The 18517-nt window shown below is 48.7% G+C and carries 10 protein-coding genes; 1 reads left to right on the forward strand and 9 read right to left on the reverse strand.

Features of this window, described 5'->3' with window-relative positions; translation table 11 throughout:
* Window positions 1-3: 3 nt before the first annotated feature.
* Entirely contained in the window at window positions 4-876 is an 873-nt protein-coding gene (gene rfbA, locus AB3N00_RS19605) for a glucose-1-phosphate thymidylyltransferase RfbA (protein ID WP_413036105.1), read from the reverse strand.
* A gap of 245 nt (window positions 877-1121) precedes the next feature.
* On the opposite strand from rfbA, the gene AB3N00_RS19610 reads away from it, so the two are divergent.
* Window positions 1122-3587, forward strand: coding sequence for an O-antigen ligase family protein (locus AB3N00_RS19610; protein ID WP_413036106.1), 2466 nt, complete (start codon window positions 1122-1124; stop codon window positions 3585-3587).
* A 107-nt stretch (window positions 3588-3694) separates the two neighbouring features.
* Here AB3N00_RS19610 and galU read toward each other — a convergent pair whose 3' ends face one another.
* From galU to uvrA, 8 genes are all read right to left on the reverse strand, one after another.
* Entirely contained in the window at window positions 3695-4573 is an 879-nt protein-coding gene (galU, locus tag AB3N00_RS19615) for a UTP--glucose-1-phosphate uridylyltransferase GalU (protein ID WP_413036588.1), read from the reverse strand.
* A gap of 73 nt (window positions 4574-4646) precedes the next feature.
* Window positions 4647-8426, reverse strand: coding sequence for an SNF2 helicase associated domain-containing protein (locus AB3N00_RS19620; protein ID WP_413036107.1), 3780 nt, complete (start codon window positions 8424-8426; stop codon window positions 4647-4649).
* Between the two features lie 146 nt (window positions 8427-8572).
* A complete protein-coding gene (locus AB3N00_RS19625; protein WP_341176251.1) occupies window positions 8573-11086 on the reverse strand; it encodes a U32 family peptidase in 2514 nt (837 codons plus the stop codon).
* Between the two features lie 312 nt (window positions 11087-11398).
* On the reverse strand, window positions 11399-13297 hold the full coding sequence (locus AB3N00_RS19630) for a stalk domain-containing protein (protein ID WP_413036108.1): 1899 nt from the start codon (window positions 13295-13297) through the stop codon (window positions 11399-11401).
* Window positions 13298-13340: 43 nt separating this feature from the next.
* Window positions 13341-14507: a S1C family serine protease gene (locus tag AB3N00_RS19635; protein WP_413036109.1), complete on the reverse strand. Its 1167-nt coding sequence runs from the start codon at window positions 14505-14507 to the stop codon at window positions 13341-13343.
* A 270-nt stretch (window positions 14508-14777) separates the two neighbouring features.
* Window positions 14778-14987, reverse strand: coding sequence for a DUF2759 family protein (locus AB3N00_RS19640; protein WP_175394729.1), 210 nt, complete (start codon window positions 14985-14987; stop codon window positions 14778-14780).
* A 95-nt stretch (window positions 14988-15082) separates the two neighbouring features.
* On the reverse strand, window positions 15083-15277 hold the full coding sequence (locus AB3N00_RS19645; protein WP_413036110.1) for a hypothetical protein: 195 nt from the start codon (window positions 15275-15277) through the stop codon (window positions 15083-15085).
* Window positions 15278-15358: 81 nt separating this feature from the next.
* The gene (uvrA, locus tag AB3N00_RS19650; protein WP_413036111.1) at window positions 15359-18217 is read right to left on the reverse strand and encodes an excinuclease ABC subunit UvrA; all 2859 of its coding nucleotides are present in this window, start codon (window positions 18215-18217) and stop codon (window positions 15359-15361) included.
* Window positions 18218-18517: the final 300 nt, after the last annotated feature.

Raw genomic sequence — 18517 nt, forward strand, 5'->3', positions numbered from 1 at the left:
AAACTAGTATAAACCTTCTGCAATATGCACGAGATATTGTCCATAATCTGTTTTTAAGAGTGGCTGAGCTAACTCTATTAATTGTTCTTTACTAATATAGCCCATTTTAAAAGCGATCTCCTCAATACAGGCTATGTACAACCCTTGTCGTTTCTGCATAGCCTCAACATAGTTACTTGCTTCCAACATCCCATCATGTGTCCCAGTATCCATCCATGCCATGCCTCTTCCAAGCAACTTTACATTCAATTTTCCCTTATGAAGATATACATTGTTTACTTCTGTTATTTCAAGTTCTCCTCGAGCTGAGGGTTTGATGCTCTTAGCTATTTCAATAACATTATTATCATAGAAGTACAAACCAGGCACTGCATAATTCGACTTCGGTTTTACTGGCTTTTCCTCAATTGAAAGGACTTTTCCTTCATTGTTATGTTCTATGACTCCATAAGATTCAGGATTTTTTACAAAATACCCAAAAATCACAGCCCCATTATTTACCTGAGCAGCTTCAATCAGGATCTTCCCGAAGCTTTGGCCGAAAAAGATATTGTCTCCGAGTATGAGAGCGACTGAGTCATCTCCGATGAAAGACTCTCCAATAATAAAGGCCTCCGCTAATCCATTAGGTTGATCTTGAACTGCGTATGTCAAACTTAAACCTATAAATGAACCATCCCCAAATAGTTCCTGAAAGACTTTGATGTCTCTAGGCGTCGAAATTATCAGTATCTCTTTTATACCGGCCAACATTAGAACAGATAACGGATAATAGATCATCGGTTTATCGTATACCGGAATAATTTGTTTTGAAATTGCTTTTGTTATCGGGTAAAGTCTTGTTCCAGATCCACCCGCTAAAATAATTCCTTTCATGGCTACTCCCTTCGCAAAACAAATATTAAATAAAGCTAAAGTGATCAGGCTCCTCTAATCAGTCGATTCTAGTAAGAGCTAAGCTACTATTATAGAAGCTAAGACTAAAAACATTATCGTTGTCTGTGACATTGTTAAATCAATTTTACGGTTCTTTTACTTCACTTCCCCTACACCGTTTAAGACATAAATCGCAGTTTGTGCTAAAATATTGTCGTATCTACAAGAAAAGGAGACTCATTACCTTGTCGAATCCAGTATACGGGAAACAAAAGAAGACGTCGAGCAAGGCTGGTATCAGTTCGACTTCACCGCTTCTATGGACTCTCACCATAGGACTCATCTTATTTTTACTCTGGTCCTCGTTTCAAGTTGCGTTATTTAATGGACAGTTGCTTCAATTCGAAGGTCCCATTTATTGGGCAATCGTAATTACAACCCTCCTGTTCATCGTTTGGGCTGTAACTTACTACAAAAATATCACGCTAGATTCCCAACGAGATTGGCTAAAATTAGCCGTCCTCCTGCTGCCACTTACCTACATCCTGTCACTGATCAGTGCAGCTTCGAATTACTTGGCAGTCAACATGATTCTGATACAGTGCATCTACGCCATGTTGTTTGTCATGACGATGTACTTGCTTCAGAACAAACAAACCAATCATATCATACAATCTTCCTTAATAGGAATTGCATATGTAATTGTCGGATATGGTCTATTGAATTGGTTTGGTGCATTCAACTTCGCCGGCAAACTGGTCGGCTGGTTCTCTTCAGGTGTAGTTAACGGGGTATATAACCAAGCGATCTGGAATGATGCCAACGGACCGCGGCTTGCTTCCGTATTCCAGTACCCGAATACATACGCAGCGTTCTTGATGGCATTTCTGTTCATTAGCATCTTTAGCCTAATCCGCGCCAAAAAGGTGTACATGCAGTTGGTGCATGGATTCATGCTTGTGCCTATCTTACTGTCCCTGTTGCTGACACTATCACGCACAGGCCTTGTGATGATGCCAATCGTGTTCGTGATCATCCTGTTGCTGCTTAAACCAGCAAAACAGATTTTATGGTTCATTTATCTTGCCATATCAGGAATAGGTACAATTGTCATCCTGAATCCTGTCAATAACGCTGGACTCGAATTACAGCAACAATTCACTGCTGGACTTGCATCCAAAGGCTGGATCTACTTGATTGCCGCTTCCATCGTTGTCACAGTCATTATCTGGGCTCTTCAACACTGGATCGCTCCCAAGTTGGAAGCAAAGCTCCAATCCTGGGGAAATCGCAAAGGCTCAAGCCTATGGATCCCGCTTGGCTCATCACTACTCGCCATTATTGCAGCAGTACTGCTACTAGGTACCAGCGTTCGCAATATTTTGCCTGACAGCATCAGTACGCGTCTAGAAAACATTAACTTCCAGCAGCATAGTGTTCTGGAAAGGCTCACCTTTTACAAAGATGCTGCTAAGGTTATCGCGGATTATCCATTGATTGGTGCTGGCGGTGGCGCTTGGACTGCACTGTACGAAAAATATCAAAACAATCCTTATGTAAGTGCACAGGCACATAACTTCTTCATACAGTATCTCGTAGAAGTCGGAATCATCGGATTTATCATTTTTATGGCATTTATTCTGTATATTTTCTATCAATTCGTTCGCAGCTACTTCCGAAGAGATGAAAGCGAAAGAGAGTCGCATTTTGTATTCTTCATTTTGTCCATGACCATTCTGGTACTGAGTCTTCTCGATTTCAACATGAGTTACGTCTTCATCGGCATGCTAGTGTTTATCGGGTTTGGGGGAATGGCGGCAGCAATCGAACCACGGTCCGTACAACGTTTGAAAGTAAGCCCATCTGCCGCCCGAGGTATTTATGCTGTCATTGCCGGGATATCGATCATCGTACTGTTGATTGTATCCGTGCGCTTTTTGCAAGCGAATCAATATGCGAATGCAGCCAAGGAGGTTGCACAAACCAGCCAATCTTTTGAAGAGATTAAGGCAGCTTTGGATAAAGACCTAGCCATACGTAGTACACACTCTGATTCTCTCTTGACGCTCTCTGCTCTCTATCAGCAAGGTTTCGAACAGACGAAAGATGATCAGTTCTATTTAGCTGGCGTAGAACTGCTGCGAAAAGGACTACAATCAGAGCCGTACAACAAAAGTATGGTTAAGCAGTTGATCCAGCTCTATGAACTCAAAGGTGATAGTGACCAAGCCTATGCTCTCCAAAAAGAATATGCCAACAACTACATCTGGGATATGGATTGGTACGAGACGCTGATCAGCCGTTCGTTCGATCTTGGATATCTGGCACTCGGACAAGGCGATACAGCTAAGAAAGAATCCTACTTCACATCAGGCCTGGATGCTTACCAACACGTTGTGGATGGAGTAGAACATCTAAAGACTCTCCCTGAAGGGCAGCTTCAAGGAAACCCATTCGAGCTCACTCCAACAATGATCCTGAACGCAGGGAAAATGAAATACATGCTAAATGATTCCGCTGGAGCTGCAACGATTCTTAAGAATGGAATTGCAGAGGATCTGTCCGATGATACCAACCGTGAAATTGTCCGTTGGTACCTTGCTGCTCTGACTAAGGACGGACAACAGGATCAAGCAGTATATGATAAGTTGATTGCTGTCGCACCGAACGAAGCAGACGAGATTAAACAGATTGCTGAACTGAACTTCTAATTAAAAGAATTTTCTAACGACTCTATTAATATTATTTTCACATCAAAAAAAAAGGTTTGCCCTAGATAGGGCAAACCTTTTTTTTCATCTATTCCATAGAAAATTCACTAGTTCGACGCCACGATCTTCTTTAAATAGTCTAGCAGATCATCCCTAAGATCCGGGCGCTGAAGCGCATAATGAATCGTTGTTTCAATAAAGCCTAGCTTCTCCCCCACGTCATGGCGCAGGCCGTCAAAATGATAGGCAAGAATCTGCCGCTGGTCGTTCAGACGGGATAAGGCATCCGTTAACTGAATCTCTCCTCCGACACCGGCAGACTGCTGACCTAAAATATCAAAAATATCTGGAGTAAGAATATAACGTCCCATGATGGCAAGATTCGAAGGCGCGTCTTCCGTCTTTGGTTTCTCGATTAAACGACTTGCACGAAATACACGATCATCCGTTGGAGAAACTAGCTCTCCGTCCACAATTCCGTAACGAGATACTTCGCTCCAATCGACCGGTTGTACCCCAACGATCGGGGATTGCAGCTCGTCATAGACTTCGATCATCTGCCCCAGACAAGGATCTTCCGATTCCACAATGTCATCCCCGAGAAGGACAGCAAACGGCTCGTTACCGATAAACTTGCGGGCACACCAGATGGCGTGGCCGAGCCCCTTGGGTTCTTTTTGCCGGATATAGTGAATATCTGCCATCTCAGAGGGTTTACGGACCTCATTCAGCAAGTCCCACTTCTGTTTACCCGCCAGGTTCTGTTCCAACTCGAATGAATAGTCGAAGTGGTCCTCGATGGCTCGCTTCCCTTTACCTGTAACGATAATGATATCTTCAATACCCGAAGCTACTGCTTCTTCGATAATGTACTGAATTGTCGGCTTGTCGACGATGGGCAGCATTTCCTTCGGCATGGCCTTGGTTGCAGGCAGAAACCGGGTACCCAGCCCGGCAGCCGGAATGATTGCTTTGCGGATACGCAGCTAAACTCACTCCTTTGCTAGAATCATATTTTAATATATTTAATGATTAGAAGCGCCAATAGATTGGACTCCATTATACCATCAACAGCTCCCGAATATCCTGCTCGGATAAGGTCGTTGATCCCCCATCTCCTGGTTCGATCACTTCGGCAATCAGATCCTTCTTCCGCTGCTGGAGTTCCAGAATCTTCTCTTCAATCGTGCCTTCCGTAATCAGTCGGATGACCTGCACGACTTGCTTCTGCCCCATGCGATGGGCTCGTCCGATGGCCTGTTCCTCCACTGCGGGATTCCACCACAGATCATATAAAATAACGGTGTCTGCACCCGTTAAGTTGAGTCCGGTTCCGCCAGCTTTCATTGAGATAAGGAACAATTCACCTTCCCCCTCATTGAATCTGCGACACATGTCTACACGACTCTGTGATGGTGTCTGGCCATCCAGATAAAATAGATTCCTTCCCTGCGCGGCCAGCGTCTGCCGAATCAGGTTCAGCATACTTGCAAATTGGGAGAAGATCAGAATTCGTTTGCCTGCAGCGAGACAGTCCTGGACCGTCTCCAGCAACTGCTCCATCTTGCCCGAGTCTCCCTGATAGCCTTCTACAAAGAGGGCCGGATGACAGCACAACTGACGCAAACGCGTGATGCCTGCCAGTATTTTGATCCGATTCTTCTGGAAACCGTTCTCTTCCATATCCTTAGATGTCTCATCCTGAAGCTGAGAAAGGTAGGCAGCATACAGCTTCTTCTGCTCAACCGTCAGCTCGGAGCGCTGTACCGTCTCAATACGATCCGGCAGTTCTTCCAGCACGTCCTTTTTCAGGCGGCGGAGAATGAACGGACGGACCATCCGGGCAATGCGTTCAGGAGGCATATCCCGGAATCTGCGATAGCTTGGAAACAGTCCAGGGAATATCGCTTCAAAGATGGACCACAGCTCATCCAGCGAGTTCTCCACAGGCGTTCCTGTAAGGGCGAAGCGGCGAGGTGCTTGGATCTGCTTAACCGCCTGAGCTGTCTGGGAGGAGGCGTTCTTGATCGCCTGAGCCTCGTCCAGAATAAGCGTATGGAACGATCTGCCCAGATAGGTGTCCAGATCCCGACGCAGCAGCGGATAGGATGTAACAATTACATCCGCCTGATCCATGTCTGCCAACATATTGGCGCGCTCTTCCTTTTGCCCCGCGGCGATCAGGACACGCAAATGCGGGGCAAAACGCGCAAACTCATTGGCCCAGTTATAGGTCAACGATGCGGGCGCAACCACAAGCACGGGAGGATGGGCTGCCTGGCTTCGGATGGTTAATCCACCCTGCGATGTTCCCGATGCATCATAATTGCCACCTAACCCCACCACAGACGTCTCATTCCATGGCAATCCAGTTACAGGATCAATCCCTGAATGAGCAGCCTCTGAAGCGCCCTCTCCCAATATACCGTTCTTCCCATAACGATCTGGTCCCCCAACATCTCCGTTTAAAACTGGCTTTTCTTTCAGCTCTGCCGTAATATAGGCGATGCTTTGCAACGTTTTGCCGAGCCCCATATCATCGGCCAGGATCCCGCCAAAACGATAAAAGGCGAGTGTACGCAGCCACTGATATCCACTGGCCTGATAATCCCGTAACACGGGAGCCAGCGCATTCGGCAGCGCAAAATCCATCCGCTCAGGATCACGAAGATCGTCCAGGAAACGCTTGAGAGAACCTCCCCATTTCACATGTCCGGAAACCTCATCCCTGCCCGGAAGCTGCAACGCTCGTACAGCAGGCAGACGAATATGGCTGCCTTTGATATCGCCCGCTCCCAGTCCCAGCGAATCCGCCATGTGGGCGAAGCTGTCTGCTCCTTCATTTTCAAGAGAAAGAAAGACACCGCTGCGCAAGCGGAAATAAGGTTTCTTTTCCACAATGCTGCGCATGATTTCCTGAAGTTCCTGCTCGTTCACGCCTTCGATTTCAAACGAAATTTCCAGCCAGTCCAATCCTTTCCCCAGATCTGCCCGAACTTTGGGAGGTGTCGGATAGGACTGCATCATGGCCTTCACCGCATTTGGCACATAGATGTCCACCTGATGCTCCAATTCAGGCACCAAATGATACATCACATCATAGATCGCGTCTTCACGTTCACTTGCCCACACGCTGCCTTCACGTTCCAGAAAGGATCGATCGAGTCGGTCAATCAGATTCCGCTCAGCATGGCGGTCACGCACCAAAATAACCTTTTTCTCTTCCTCATCGATCAAATACTCAGCCAGCGGGTTAATGACCATCACACCATAATCAAACTCCAGACGCGCAGTGATTCGTTCCCGGTAAAAATCAATATAGAGCTTCGGCGCGAGCTCCGGCTCTGCAATTCGCTCTCTCACCTGGGCGTCGATCGATAGATGTCCAAGCGTACGCAGTTCCGGTACCACATGCTGTACAAACTCATCGACTTGCTGAGACGAAATATCGATGCTTTCCTTGATCCCATACGAGGTGAGCGCTCTGCTCAAATCCTCCAGACTTCGCATCTGCGTCGGCTCCAACATGTGCAGTTGCCCTTCCACCACGGCAGCATCATAGGCAGGTAGAAGAATCAGCTCACGTAAACCAGAGATCTCGAGCTGGTATCCTTCGTTCGCCCCCTGAGCAATCCGGTAAAACAGAGGCAGCGCACCCTCTCCCAACGTGAGCGGTCCGTTTGCGAGTCCCGTACCTTCCATCCGGCTATCGGCATGAAGCAGCAATTCCAGCAGCGGTTTCCACACTAGCGGAGCAATCAATATATCCCGGCCATCCGAAGCGCCCAAATAACCGGAGATCGATTCACGATACGCTTCCTCACTCTGTCTCATTCGAATCAGCATGGACAGAATCGCCTGATCCTGAGGGCTGAAATAATGCATCGAAGGGTCATAGAAAAATAACTTGGTAAATGACATCGGCTCGCCCTTCTCGACGCAGTTCAGAAATTGCTTCACCTTTTGCACCACGTATAGCCGCTTGCTTCCGACCTTAAGTTCCAGCGCGAGCTTGGCTCCCCCTTTATGAACCTGTACAAGCTTGCATATAAACTGAACCTGCAGCTCTTCCCGCAGCGAGGAGCGGGTTATAGGCGCAGTATATTTACGCTCACTCGCATGCAGAGGGCTGCGTTCCTTGGCAAACATGGACAGAATCTGGTCAGCTGTACGATATGAAGGTTTGTCTGCCGAGCGTCCCCAGCCAGGGGCCGAACTTGGGCGACCTGCCTGAGCAAAATGGGGAATCGGTTGCTGATCCGCATCAGCACGGGGATTAAACTCGGAAGCCAAGGATACATCCTTTTGTGCATAAGCGTGCGAAGACGTACTCGTGTTAGACTCCGTATACGGTTTTGAATTTGATATTTCGTGCCTCTCCGGGCTGTCATTCCTAGCCGAGTCTAAGACTGAAGAAGAGTTAGGACGCTCCCAATCTTTCTCTTCCACCAGCGTACCTACTCTGGAGTTGGAGCCTATACCAGAGCTAGGAGAATTTCCTGAGGAAGGTTTGGATGATGCCTGAGTTCTACCCGCAGCGTTAAGCTCCTGCTGCTCCCCCCATTCGTGAATCGCCAGCAGAACTGCAGCGACATGTTTGCAATAGTCATAATATCGGCCGTCGCCTGGACAACTGCATTCCGCCGCAATCTCCCCTTTTTCGTCCAAATCCACCTTCACCCGATATCGCTCCGTACCACGCACCAGTGCTTCATAATGACGCTGATCATCACTGACAACCAGATTGGTCACCCTGCCGGATTGGTTATAGGCTTCCCCTCGTTTGAATGCCGTGACCCCGCACAGCAATTTGATATCCATCATGGTGAATGGCGCCACGTGTTTCGCCTCCTTATGCGTTCTGACTGGTTAAGAGTAACTCTCAATCCACCTGTCCCTTTTACAGAAAAAACCCCAAGAGCTCCGTAACGCAGAGTTTGGGGTTGCTTCATGCTTGAAACCTGTTGTTATAGCCTACGATTCGTCTATTTCACCAATTGACCACGCGTAACGCCCAGTTGGTTGGTTGCTTTCAATGTTTTCCAAACTTGTGTACCGCTGATCTCGCCGCGAAGTGCACGGTTGTACAGGTCAATAACTTCCATAACCTGCTCCGGCGTCTCTTCCAGGAATTCCACACGGTAACGGGATACACCCAGGTCCATGAAGTTGGTCAGATACTCGGCACCCGACTGTTCCACTGCGTTATAAACGGTATTGCGGCAGCCTTCATCCACACGTACCGGGTGGGACATGCCAATCCGGTCCTGCAGGGATGCACGCTGTTCCTCACAAGGACGTCCACAGTTTGTATAGTCCGTTCCTTCACTCATAAACGTACAGTACACGCAGTGCTCCGTATGGAACATCGGCAGATGCTGATGAATAACCACTTCAGTCTGACTTGTACGGGAATTACCCAGCAGATCAACCATTTGTTGAATGTTCAGGTCATAGGATGGTGTGATCCAGTCACATCCTGCTTCCAGGAACAGTTCCACCGCTTTGTGATTGGCGATGTTCAATGAGAAGTCACCGATCAGTTCCGGGTGCTTCGCATCCGGGTTCTCCATCCGGTGGCGCAGGTAGAAGTACAGTGCACCTGTATTACGTACCAGTACCGCGTCCGGCTTCAGACGCAGGATGTTGTTGTGGTATCCGTTCTCGCCAGGCATGTGAATACGCGGCGTTGCCAGCGCAATCTTGCGGCCAGCGGCATGCACAGCTTCCACGGCTGCCGGGAACTGCTTGATAAACTCGAAGTCGGCATAGATCATGCCGACACCCGCTTCCAGCGCTGCCTCTACTTGAGGCAGGCTGCGGCAGAGCGCGGTCAGCTCCGCTTGACCGCGAGCCACTGGCGATGCCGGTTTAACCGCATCGCCGTAAACCTCTACCGCCCGTTTCACGTAGACGGGCGGTTTAGGGCGCTCGCCCGCGAGCTGTTCCACCGCCTGACGGCGAATGTTATTCAGCTCGCGCATCGGGATGATGACGTCACCGTGCAGGTTGACGTCCAGTTCCTCCAGCTGGAACACCGTTCCGCCCAGACGTCCGAATTGCTCCTCGAGCAATTCATAAGTCATCGGACGCTTCTGGGCAATATCCAGTTCCATCTCGGAATCGATCCGGACGGTCGTGCCTTTCTGCACGTCTGTCCACCAAGTGCTAAGCGGCTGCCCCGGGCTGCCGATCACTTTTACCTTTACCGGGAATACGCGGTACGGTTTCTCGGTCTCGAAGCTCTGACGCAGACGTTTGTCCAGCGCAGGGTCATTCGTTTTCCATACTTTATCGCCAACCTTCACGCGGCGCAGGTCCACGTCACTGCGGCCTGGAACGATGTCCACGATCCAGCCTTCACCAGCTTCGCCTTCGATTTTCACGCCTTTGCGACGTACATCGTATACGCGTCCGCCTTCTTCCTTCTGCGTTGGGTCTCCGGCGTCGAATACAATGCCGTCTCCACGTTTAACGGGGGCATCCAGTTTAAGAACCACACCATCACGCAGGACTTGATCCACGCGACCAAGGTAGACACCACGGCTTTTCGGGAACGTGCCGTCAACCAGCTGCTTGTTGTTTGTCCCATCCAGGAAACCGTGCGTGAATCCACGAGAGAAGCTTTGCTGCAGCTCACGGATTTCTTCCTTGCTTGGTGGCGTATTGTCACCGTCGAAGTAACGGTCAATTGCTTTGCGATATTTGCTGACCACGTTCGCCACGTATTCAGGCGTTTTGAGACGTCCTTCGATTTTGAAGGAAGTTACGCCTGCTTCGATCAGTTCCGGCATCAGGTCAATTGCCGCCAGATCCTTCGGAGACAGCAGATATGCCACATCACCCATCGGCTTATGCTCTCCGTCGATCATCAGGTCGTACGGCAAACGGCAAGCCTGTGCACATTCACCGCGGTTGGCAGAACGTCCGCCCCACATCTCGGAGGTCAGACATTGTCCCGAATACGACACGCACAGCGCACCATGCACGAAAACTTCCATGGGAAGCTTCGCCTGTTCCCCAATCTTCTGAATCTGCTTCAGATTGTTCTCCCGTCCAAGAACGACACGCTCCATGTCAAACGGCTTCGTAAACTCGACCGCTTCCGGCGATGTAATCGTCATTTGAGTGGAACCGTGAATCGGGAAATCCGGTGAGATCTCGCGAATCAGTTTAACCAGGCCCAAATCCTGTACAATCACGGCGTCCACGCCTGCATCGACACATGCGTCAATCAGTTCCTTGGCATCCGTCAATTCATTTTCAAAAATCAATATATTAAAGGTCAAAAACCCTTTTACGCCATAACTGTGCAAAAACGCCATAATCTCCGGCAGCTCTTCCATGCGGAAATTGTTCGCGCGTGCGCGTGCATTAAACTTTTCGACGCCGAAGAAAATCGCATCCGCGCCATTGGCTACCGCCGAACGCATACAATCCCAGTCACCTGCGGGTGCCAGAAGCTCGACGTCTTCTCTTCGTAATGTTGCTGTTTTCATGTAGATCCTCCCCATAACCGGCCGTAGCCGGATTTCATCCCTGTATCCTCATACGCTGAGCCTGTACCTTAATTCCGTACGCCTTCATTGTCACTGTATCGCTATATCTATACATTATGTCTGTATTGCCTGATTCTCAAGCCTACAGTCATCTTTATTTATCAGATCAGCAGTCATAACTCCTGAACTAATATATTGTACCACTTCTGCACTCACTCTTCTACGCTTTCCTGAAAAAACCGTTTACCATTTTCATTTCCATCTTACAACGAAAAAACCGGAAGGTCTCTGACCCTCCGGCATTAATCTCTTTTATTTCGTAAAAGTAAATGAATTCACCGCTTTTTCCAGCGCTGCGGTCTGAACATCGGTTTTATTGGCGTCATTCAGCCCCGTCGTAATCGTATACGTCGTTCCATTCTGTTCAAAAACAATTTGCTGCCCGGTATACGGCACTCCATTGTCCAGTTCATGATACGTAAAGGAGAACGCAGGCACGCCTGCAATGGTCATCTCTCCACTGTTCAGCAGCTTGAAATTTTTCCGCGTTTTCGCAGCTTCCTCATAGGCCTCTCTCAGTTGACTGACCGTCATTTCAACTGATTGCTCTTCAGTCACGTTGATGGAGAATTGTCCACCTGTGAACGTATAAACGACCGGAGAATACTCAAATCTGTCATTATATGGCGTCCAGTAGCGCGGAATATCCACGCTGTACTGGTACCGTTTGGACGTACGCGTCAAGGTTTTCGTTTTATCTGTTAAATACGGATCTTCATCCAGCTGACCGAAGTTATCGGATACCGTATCAAAATCAATTACAACGCTCTTCATGATCCGCTCAAACCATTCCCGATCCTGAGTCTGCTCTTCAGGGAATGTGTACTCCGCGTAATAGCGATAACCGTTCTTCTGCAAAAGAACATCGAACTCCGTCTGCCATCCATCACCGAAGTTATAACGGAACTCATTAACTTCCGCCGTTTCGCCAGAAACATCTATGTTATACGAACGAATCGGTTCATAACTTTCGGGTGTGAACGTTTCTCGCATCCATTTGTCCAGTTGGCCGCTCCAGTCTTTTACGGTTGCCCCAGTTGGCGCTGAGGTCACGCGCAATTGCAGAAACGCACCATCTTTGGACTCATAAGTCATCTGTGTATTATCCATGGACCAGCCAGCTGGGACATTCAGTTCGATGCCGTAGTCGTCATTCCATGCGGAACGCATGCCATTATCTACGGTGGATAGATCCTTAATGGTCCGATCCGACTGAACATAAGTAGGCTGGAATGAGTTGAGGAGCGCGGCACGTTTGTTCAGATCCTTGTAGTTCAGTGCATCATAATCCGCCAGGTAAACGTCATATTGACGCCCATCATTAATGTACTGACGCATCTCCCATAACATGCCATCCACATCTTTTACTACAATTCGAGCATAAGGTGTCTTGCCTTTGGAAACCGATTCCCGGTCCAGCACCGTATCTCCCGACTGTTTTGCTTCCTGCACCAACTGCTGCAGCATGTCATCCGAATCCAGCGCCACATCCTGATCACTGACGTACACTTCGAGATAATAGCTGCTGTCCGCAGAGCCAAAAGTCATCATGCGTTCCTGCTCACCCGTCTGTAAGACCATCAAGTCCGCCGGGTAATTAATGGACCAGCCGTAATAGCTGTTGCCGATTCTTGTTTTGCCTGCATCGAGGTTAATACCGTCCTCGTCCTCATCCACGGAATCATCGGTCTGCAATAACCGAATGACCACTTCCCCTGAACTGCTTGGGGCAATTGTTGCTCCGATGCCGGCAGCTACCGGACGAAGTGGAACCATCAGCACACCATTCACCATTTTGGGAGCAGCTCCCATCTCTTTTTTGACTCCGTCCACCCATCCAATGGAACTGCCAATGGTTAAAGTAACGGTATGGGGACCTTCCTTGATTTTGACGACATCATTTTTCTCCAGCCGAATTTCGCTGCCAAACGCCTTTTTGAACACACCCACGGGTACCATCGTCACGCCCTTGACCTTATACGGTTTGGCTATAGCCTGCTTGCTGCCGTTAATGTAGGCACTTGAGCTTCCCGCTTGAATCCGGAGTTCACTCGTTGTATATTCAGCTGCCCATACAGGCATTGCAGCACCGATGGTCAGCATCCCGGTCAACACCCCTGTGCTGAGCACACGTAAAAATGACTTCTTCATTCCGTTCAATCGTCCTCTCTGATTCCGGGTCGCTCACCGGGCTTTATTGTTCTTCCTCTACCGGAAACGGCTCATCTTCCACGTCCTGAATATCCGCGCGATCCGCAAGTACCAAAGTACGTGTGACGATATCACCGTCAGTCTGCATCAACAGCTTCACCTTTTGCCCCGGGGTATATTTCTTGAGCAGTTCATTAATATCCACTACGGAAGAAACACGCGTGCCCCCCACGCTGTATAAGACGTCCCCTTCCTTAATCTTGGCTTTCTTCGCTTCATTGGACAGTACGCCCGTGATCGTTAATGGATCTTCTGTAGGCAGACCCACAATCGCAGACCAGCTCTCTTCCAGCTGCAAACCGAGACTTGCACGTTTTATTTTGCCGTATTCAAAAAACTGATTAATGATATATTGAACGGTATCCACAGGAATCGAGAATCCCATATTCTCAACACCCACCGCTGAAAATTTCATTGAATTAATGCCGACGACCTCACCCTTCAGGTTGACCAGAGGCCCACCGCTGTTCCCCGGATTAATGGCTGTGTCTGTCTGAATCAAACGATAGGTTGCTTCAACCCCACGGTTCAGCCCACTAATGACACCTACCGTTGCCGAATTTCGCAGAGAAAAGGAAATGGGCGTTCCAATAGCGACAACCGTCTCACCGACCGAGGTCTGGGAAGCTTTGGCGAATGTCGCTGGTTTGAGCGATTTGGCATTAATTTTGATCAGAGCCAGGTCGCTCAGAGGATCACTGTATGTTTTTGTAATTTTATATGTATTGCCATCGGTCGTCACGACAACGGCATTGCTTAATCCTTCCACCACATGTGCGTTGGTCACGATCCAGCCATTGGAGCGTATAATGACGCCTGTGCCATGAGCCAGGTTATAACGGTCCGTTGTGATTCCTTCTTGTCCCTCGTCCGCTTTGCCGATGATGCCAACTACGGATGGCGACACCTTCTCAATCACTTTAGGAATAGCTTCATTGCCCTTGTACTGATAGGTTCCGGTCTTGGCATCATATTGGCCGTTTCCACCAATAGCCTTGACCAAGTCAGCAGCACTAACATACACTTGTCCATCTACTACTTTTGCTTTCATGCCAGCTGTCGACTCTGCGGCACCAGCCGTAGCTACAGCACTAAACGAGAGTACAGCAGTCATGCACATCGCCATGCACTTTTTCCCCAACGATCTCATCTTTTCACCTAACCCTCTCCATATATCCTCCGTTATGCAACCATCCTACCATCCAAATCTATGGATTTCTTCTCTCTATCATCTGCTATACCGGTATCCTCCAATTTAACATACATATTCTTCCTGTACAAATGTTTTCAGTCCTACTTTTACTCGTACAATGTTTGCTTCGTACGTTGCCCACCAACACAAAAAACACCTTCCGCTATTTCTCTGGAAAGTGTTTTGTCTGTTCCCTTTGCTATTTTCAAATGCCTTAGAAGGGTCTCCCTAACTGAACCAGTTCTTAATCATCGCATAATCCGTCATAAGGAAGACAAGCAAACTAACCACTGCAAACCCGATTGCAAACAGATTTTTCTTCGGTGCTCGAAGCAGGCGAACCACGCCAATAAAAATAATAATCGTAAATAAGAGGACAAAAATATCAAATGCATTAAAATTGGATGTACTCGCCGTGGCAGCTTCCGCAAACAGCATGGATAGACAGACCTCCTCACCATAGTTGAACAGCTAACGTATACCCTAATATCTTCCTCTATGTTATCTGTACCTCGCTAGTAATGCAAGCCCTATCATCCAGAAAAATGAAAAAAATCCAGTTCACACTTAGATCCCTGTAATGCTTGTCCCACCTGATATGTAAACACTTTCAATAACATCACCATAATGCTCACTAAGGTGGCATAATTAAATGACCCCTCTTTTCGGAAGAGCAGGGCATTCATCGGAAAACCAATGCCTCGCCCTTCAACAAAAAGAAGGGTCATCGAATATAAATATGATCTACCCTGAACTGCCAAGAGCAGGTTGTCAGGATATACATCATGGTTTCGATACATTCACACTGCCTACTCTGTCAATTGCAGCGTCTTGCTCCGTTCCGTGTCGCGTTCCAATACTGGTTTCAAATACTTGCCTGTATAGGAGGCTTCCACCTTAATAATATCCTCCGGTGTACCTGTCGCCACGATCGTTCCGCCGCCATTACCACCTTCAGGACCCAGATCCACGATATAATCGGCCGTTTTGATGACATCCAGGTTATGCTCAATCACCAGAACCGATTCACCCGAATCCACCAGGCGGTGAAGTACATTAAGCAGACGGTCAATATCATCGACATGCAGACCCGTTGTAGGCTCGTCCAGAATGTAGATGGTTTTGCCTGTACTGCGGCGGTACAGCTCGGAAGCAAGCTTCACACGCTGCGCTTCACCACCCGACAATGTCGTTGCAGGTTGACCCAAGTTAATATAGCCAAGGCCTACATCAAGCAGTGTCTGTAATTTGCGATGAATTTTTGGAATGTTCTCGAAGAATTGCGTGGCATCCTCAACGGTCATTTCGAGTACATCGGCAATATTTTTGTTTTTATATTTCACTTCAAGCGTTTCCCGGTTGTACCGTTTGCCTTTGCAGACTTCACAAGGGACATAGACATCGGGCAGGAAGTGCATCTCTATCTTGATAATTCCATCCCCGCGGCAAGCCTCACAGCGTCCGCCTTTAATGTTGAAGCTGAATCTGCCTTTTTTATAACCACGCACTTTCGCTTCATTCGTCTGGGCAAACAGATCACGGATATCATCAAAGACACCTGTGTACGTAGCCGGGTTGGAACGCGGTGTACGGCCGATTGGCGACTGGTCAATATCGATGACCTTATCGATATGTTCCAGACCCCGGATCTCTTTGTGCTGTCCAGGACGCACACGTGCACGGTTCAGATCGCGCGCGAGTGTTTTGTACAGAATTTCATTAATCAGTGTTGATTTACCTGAGCCGGATACACCAGTGACCGCCGTAAATACACCTACCGGAATTTTTACATTCAGGTTCTTCAGGTTATTTTCCTTGGCACCGCGCACTTCCAGCCAGCGGTCTCCCACGCTGCGGCGTTCAGTCCTTACAGGGATAAACTTGCGTCCACTCAGGTACTGGCCTGTCAACGAATTTTCGTCATTCATAATCTCTTCCGGCGTACCCTGTGACATGATGGTACCACCGTGAATTCCCGCACCTGGACCAATGTCGATAATATAGTCGGCTGCCAGCATCGTGTCCTCATCATGCTCAACGACAATCAGGGTGTTACCGATATCCCGCATGTGAGCAAGTGTCGAGATCAGACGATCATTATCCCGTTGATGCAGACCGATACTCGGCTCGTCGAGAATGTACAGTACGCCCATCAGGCTGGAACCGATCTGCGTAGCCAGACGAATACGCTGAGCTTCACCACCGGACAGCGTTCCGGCAGCCCGGCTCAGGGTCAGGTAATCGAGACCGACATTCACCAGGAAGCCCAAGCGGCTGTTGATTTCTTTCAGAATCAGTTTGGCAATAGCTTGTTCCTTCTCGCTAAGCTGCAGGGATTCGAAGAAGCGACCTGCTTCCCCGATGGACAGGCTGGTCACATACGCCATGTTGTGATCGTTGATGGTAACCGCCAAGCTTTCCCGTTTCAATCGGTGTCCTTTGCAGGTACCACAAGGCTTCGCACTCATGTAACCTTCAATAAACTCCCGAATCCCTTCGGATGCCGTCTCACGATAACGGCGTTCCAGGTTGTTAACGATCCCTTCAAAGGTAACCATGGCTTCCTTACGTTGGCCAAAATCATTCTCATACCGGAAACGGACTTTCTCCGAACCTGTACCCATCAACAGCTTGTTCATCTGATCAGCTGGAAGATCCTCAACTGGTACATCCTGTGGAATGTTGAAATGTTCGCATACCGATTTCAGGAACTGCGGATAGTAAGTGGACGTACCACCTGTCCAGGCATCAAATGCGCCTTCCTCAATCGTTTTGCTGCGATCGGGAACGAGCAGATCCGGGTCTACGATCATCTTTACACCCAGTCCATCACAATCCGGGCAGGCTCCAAACGGACTGTTGAAGGAAAACATCCGTGGTGCCAACTCTTCAATACTGAACCCGCATACCGGGCAGGCAAAATTGGAACTGAAGCGCAGCTCTTCTTCACCCATAATATCAACCAGCAGTTGTCCTCCGGACAGATTAAGTGCCGTTTCAATAGAATCGGCCAGACGGGCCTGTACATCTTCCTTGACTACGATCCTGTCGACGACCACTTCAATGGTATGCTTTTTATTTTTCTCCAGCTGAATATCTTCGGACAAATCACGCAATTCCCCGTTTACCCGCACACGGACGAAGCCCTGCTTGGATACATCCGCAAACACACTTTTGTGCTCGCCCTTGCGGCCGGAGATAATTGGTGCGAGAATCTGCAACCGGGTACGTTCCGGATACTGCATCACGCGGTCTACCATCTGCTCTACCGTTTGGGAAGTGATCTCCACTCCATGATCCGGGCAATGAGGATGTCCCACACGTGCAAATAACAGACGCAGGTAGTCATAGATTTCCGTAACCGTTCCTACCGTGGAACGCGGGTTGCGACTTGTTGTTTTTTGGTCTATGGAAATGGCCGGTGACAGACCCTCGATTGAATCGACATCCGGTTTCTCCATTTGCCCGAGAAACTGACGTGCGTAAGCAGATAATGATTCCACATAACGCCGCTGTCCTTCGGCATAAATCGTGTCAAAAGCCAGCGAGGACTTGCCTGAGCCACTCAGACCGGTCAGTACGACAAAACGGTCACGCGGGATGGTGATATCAATGTTCTTTAGATTGTGCGCTCGCGCACCTTTAATGACAATGTTCTCGCTCGCCAATGTGTATCCATCCTCTCAATGTTGTGATTCTAACCTTATTCAACCTCAACCAACCTTTTTAAGGCTTCCGATCCCACCCAAACCCTCCCTTCCAAGGGAGGGCCCCATAGGGCGCAGCCCTCTGGACACCCGAAACAGACGGTGCTTGGTGAGGGGTCGGGTCTTGCTATGTGAAGGTTTGTCGTGTGCCCGCAACTTCTTCTAAGATCCCGGCCTATTGCCGGTCTCTTAGTAGGCTGCTCTACTGCGAGAGATGCTCACGGCTTCGCCTCGTTCGCGATAGGTCGCCATTGCCTTTGG

This window comes from Paenibacillus xylanilyticus, assembly GCF_047246825.1.
GTDB lineage: Bacteria > Bacillota > Bacilli > Paenibacillales > Paenibacillaceae > Paenibacillus > Paenibacillus xylanilyticus_B.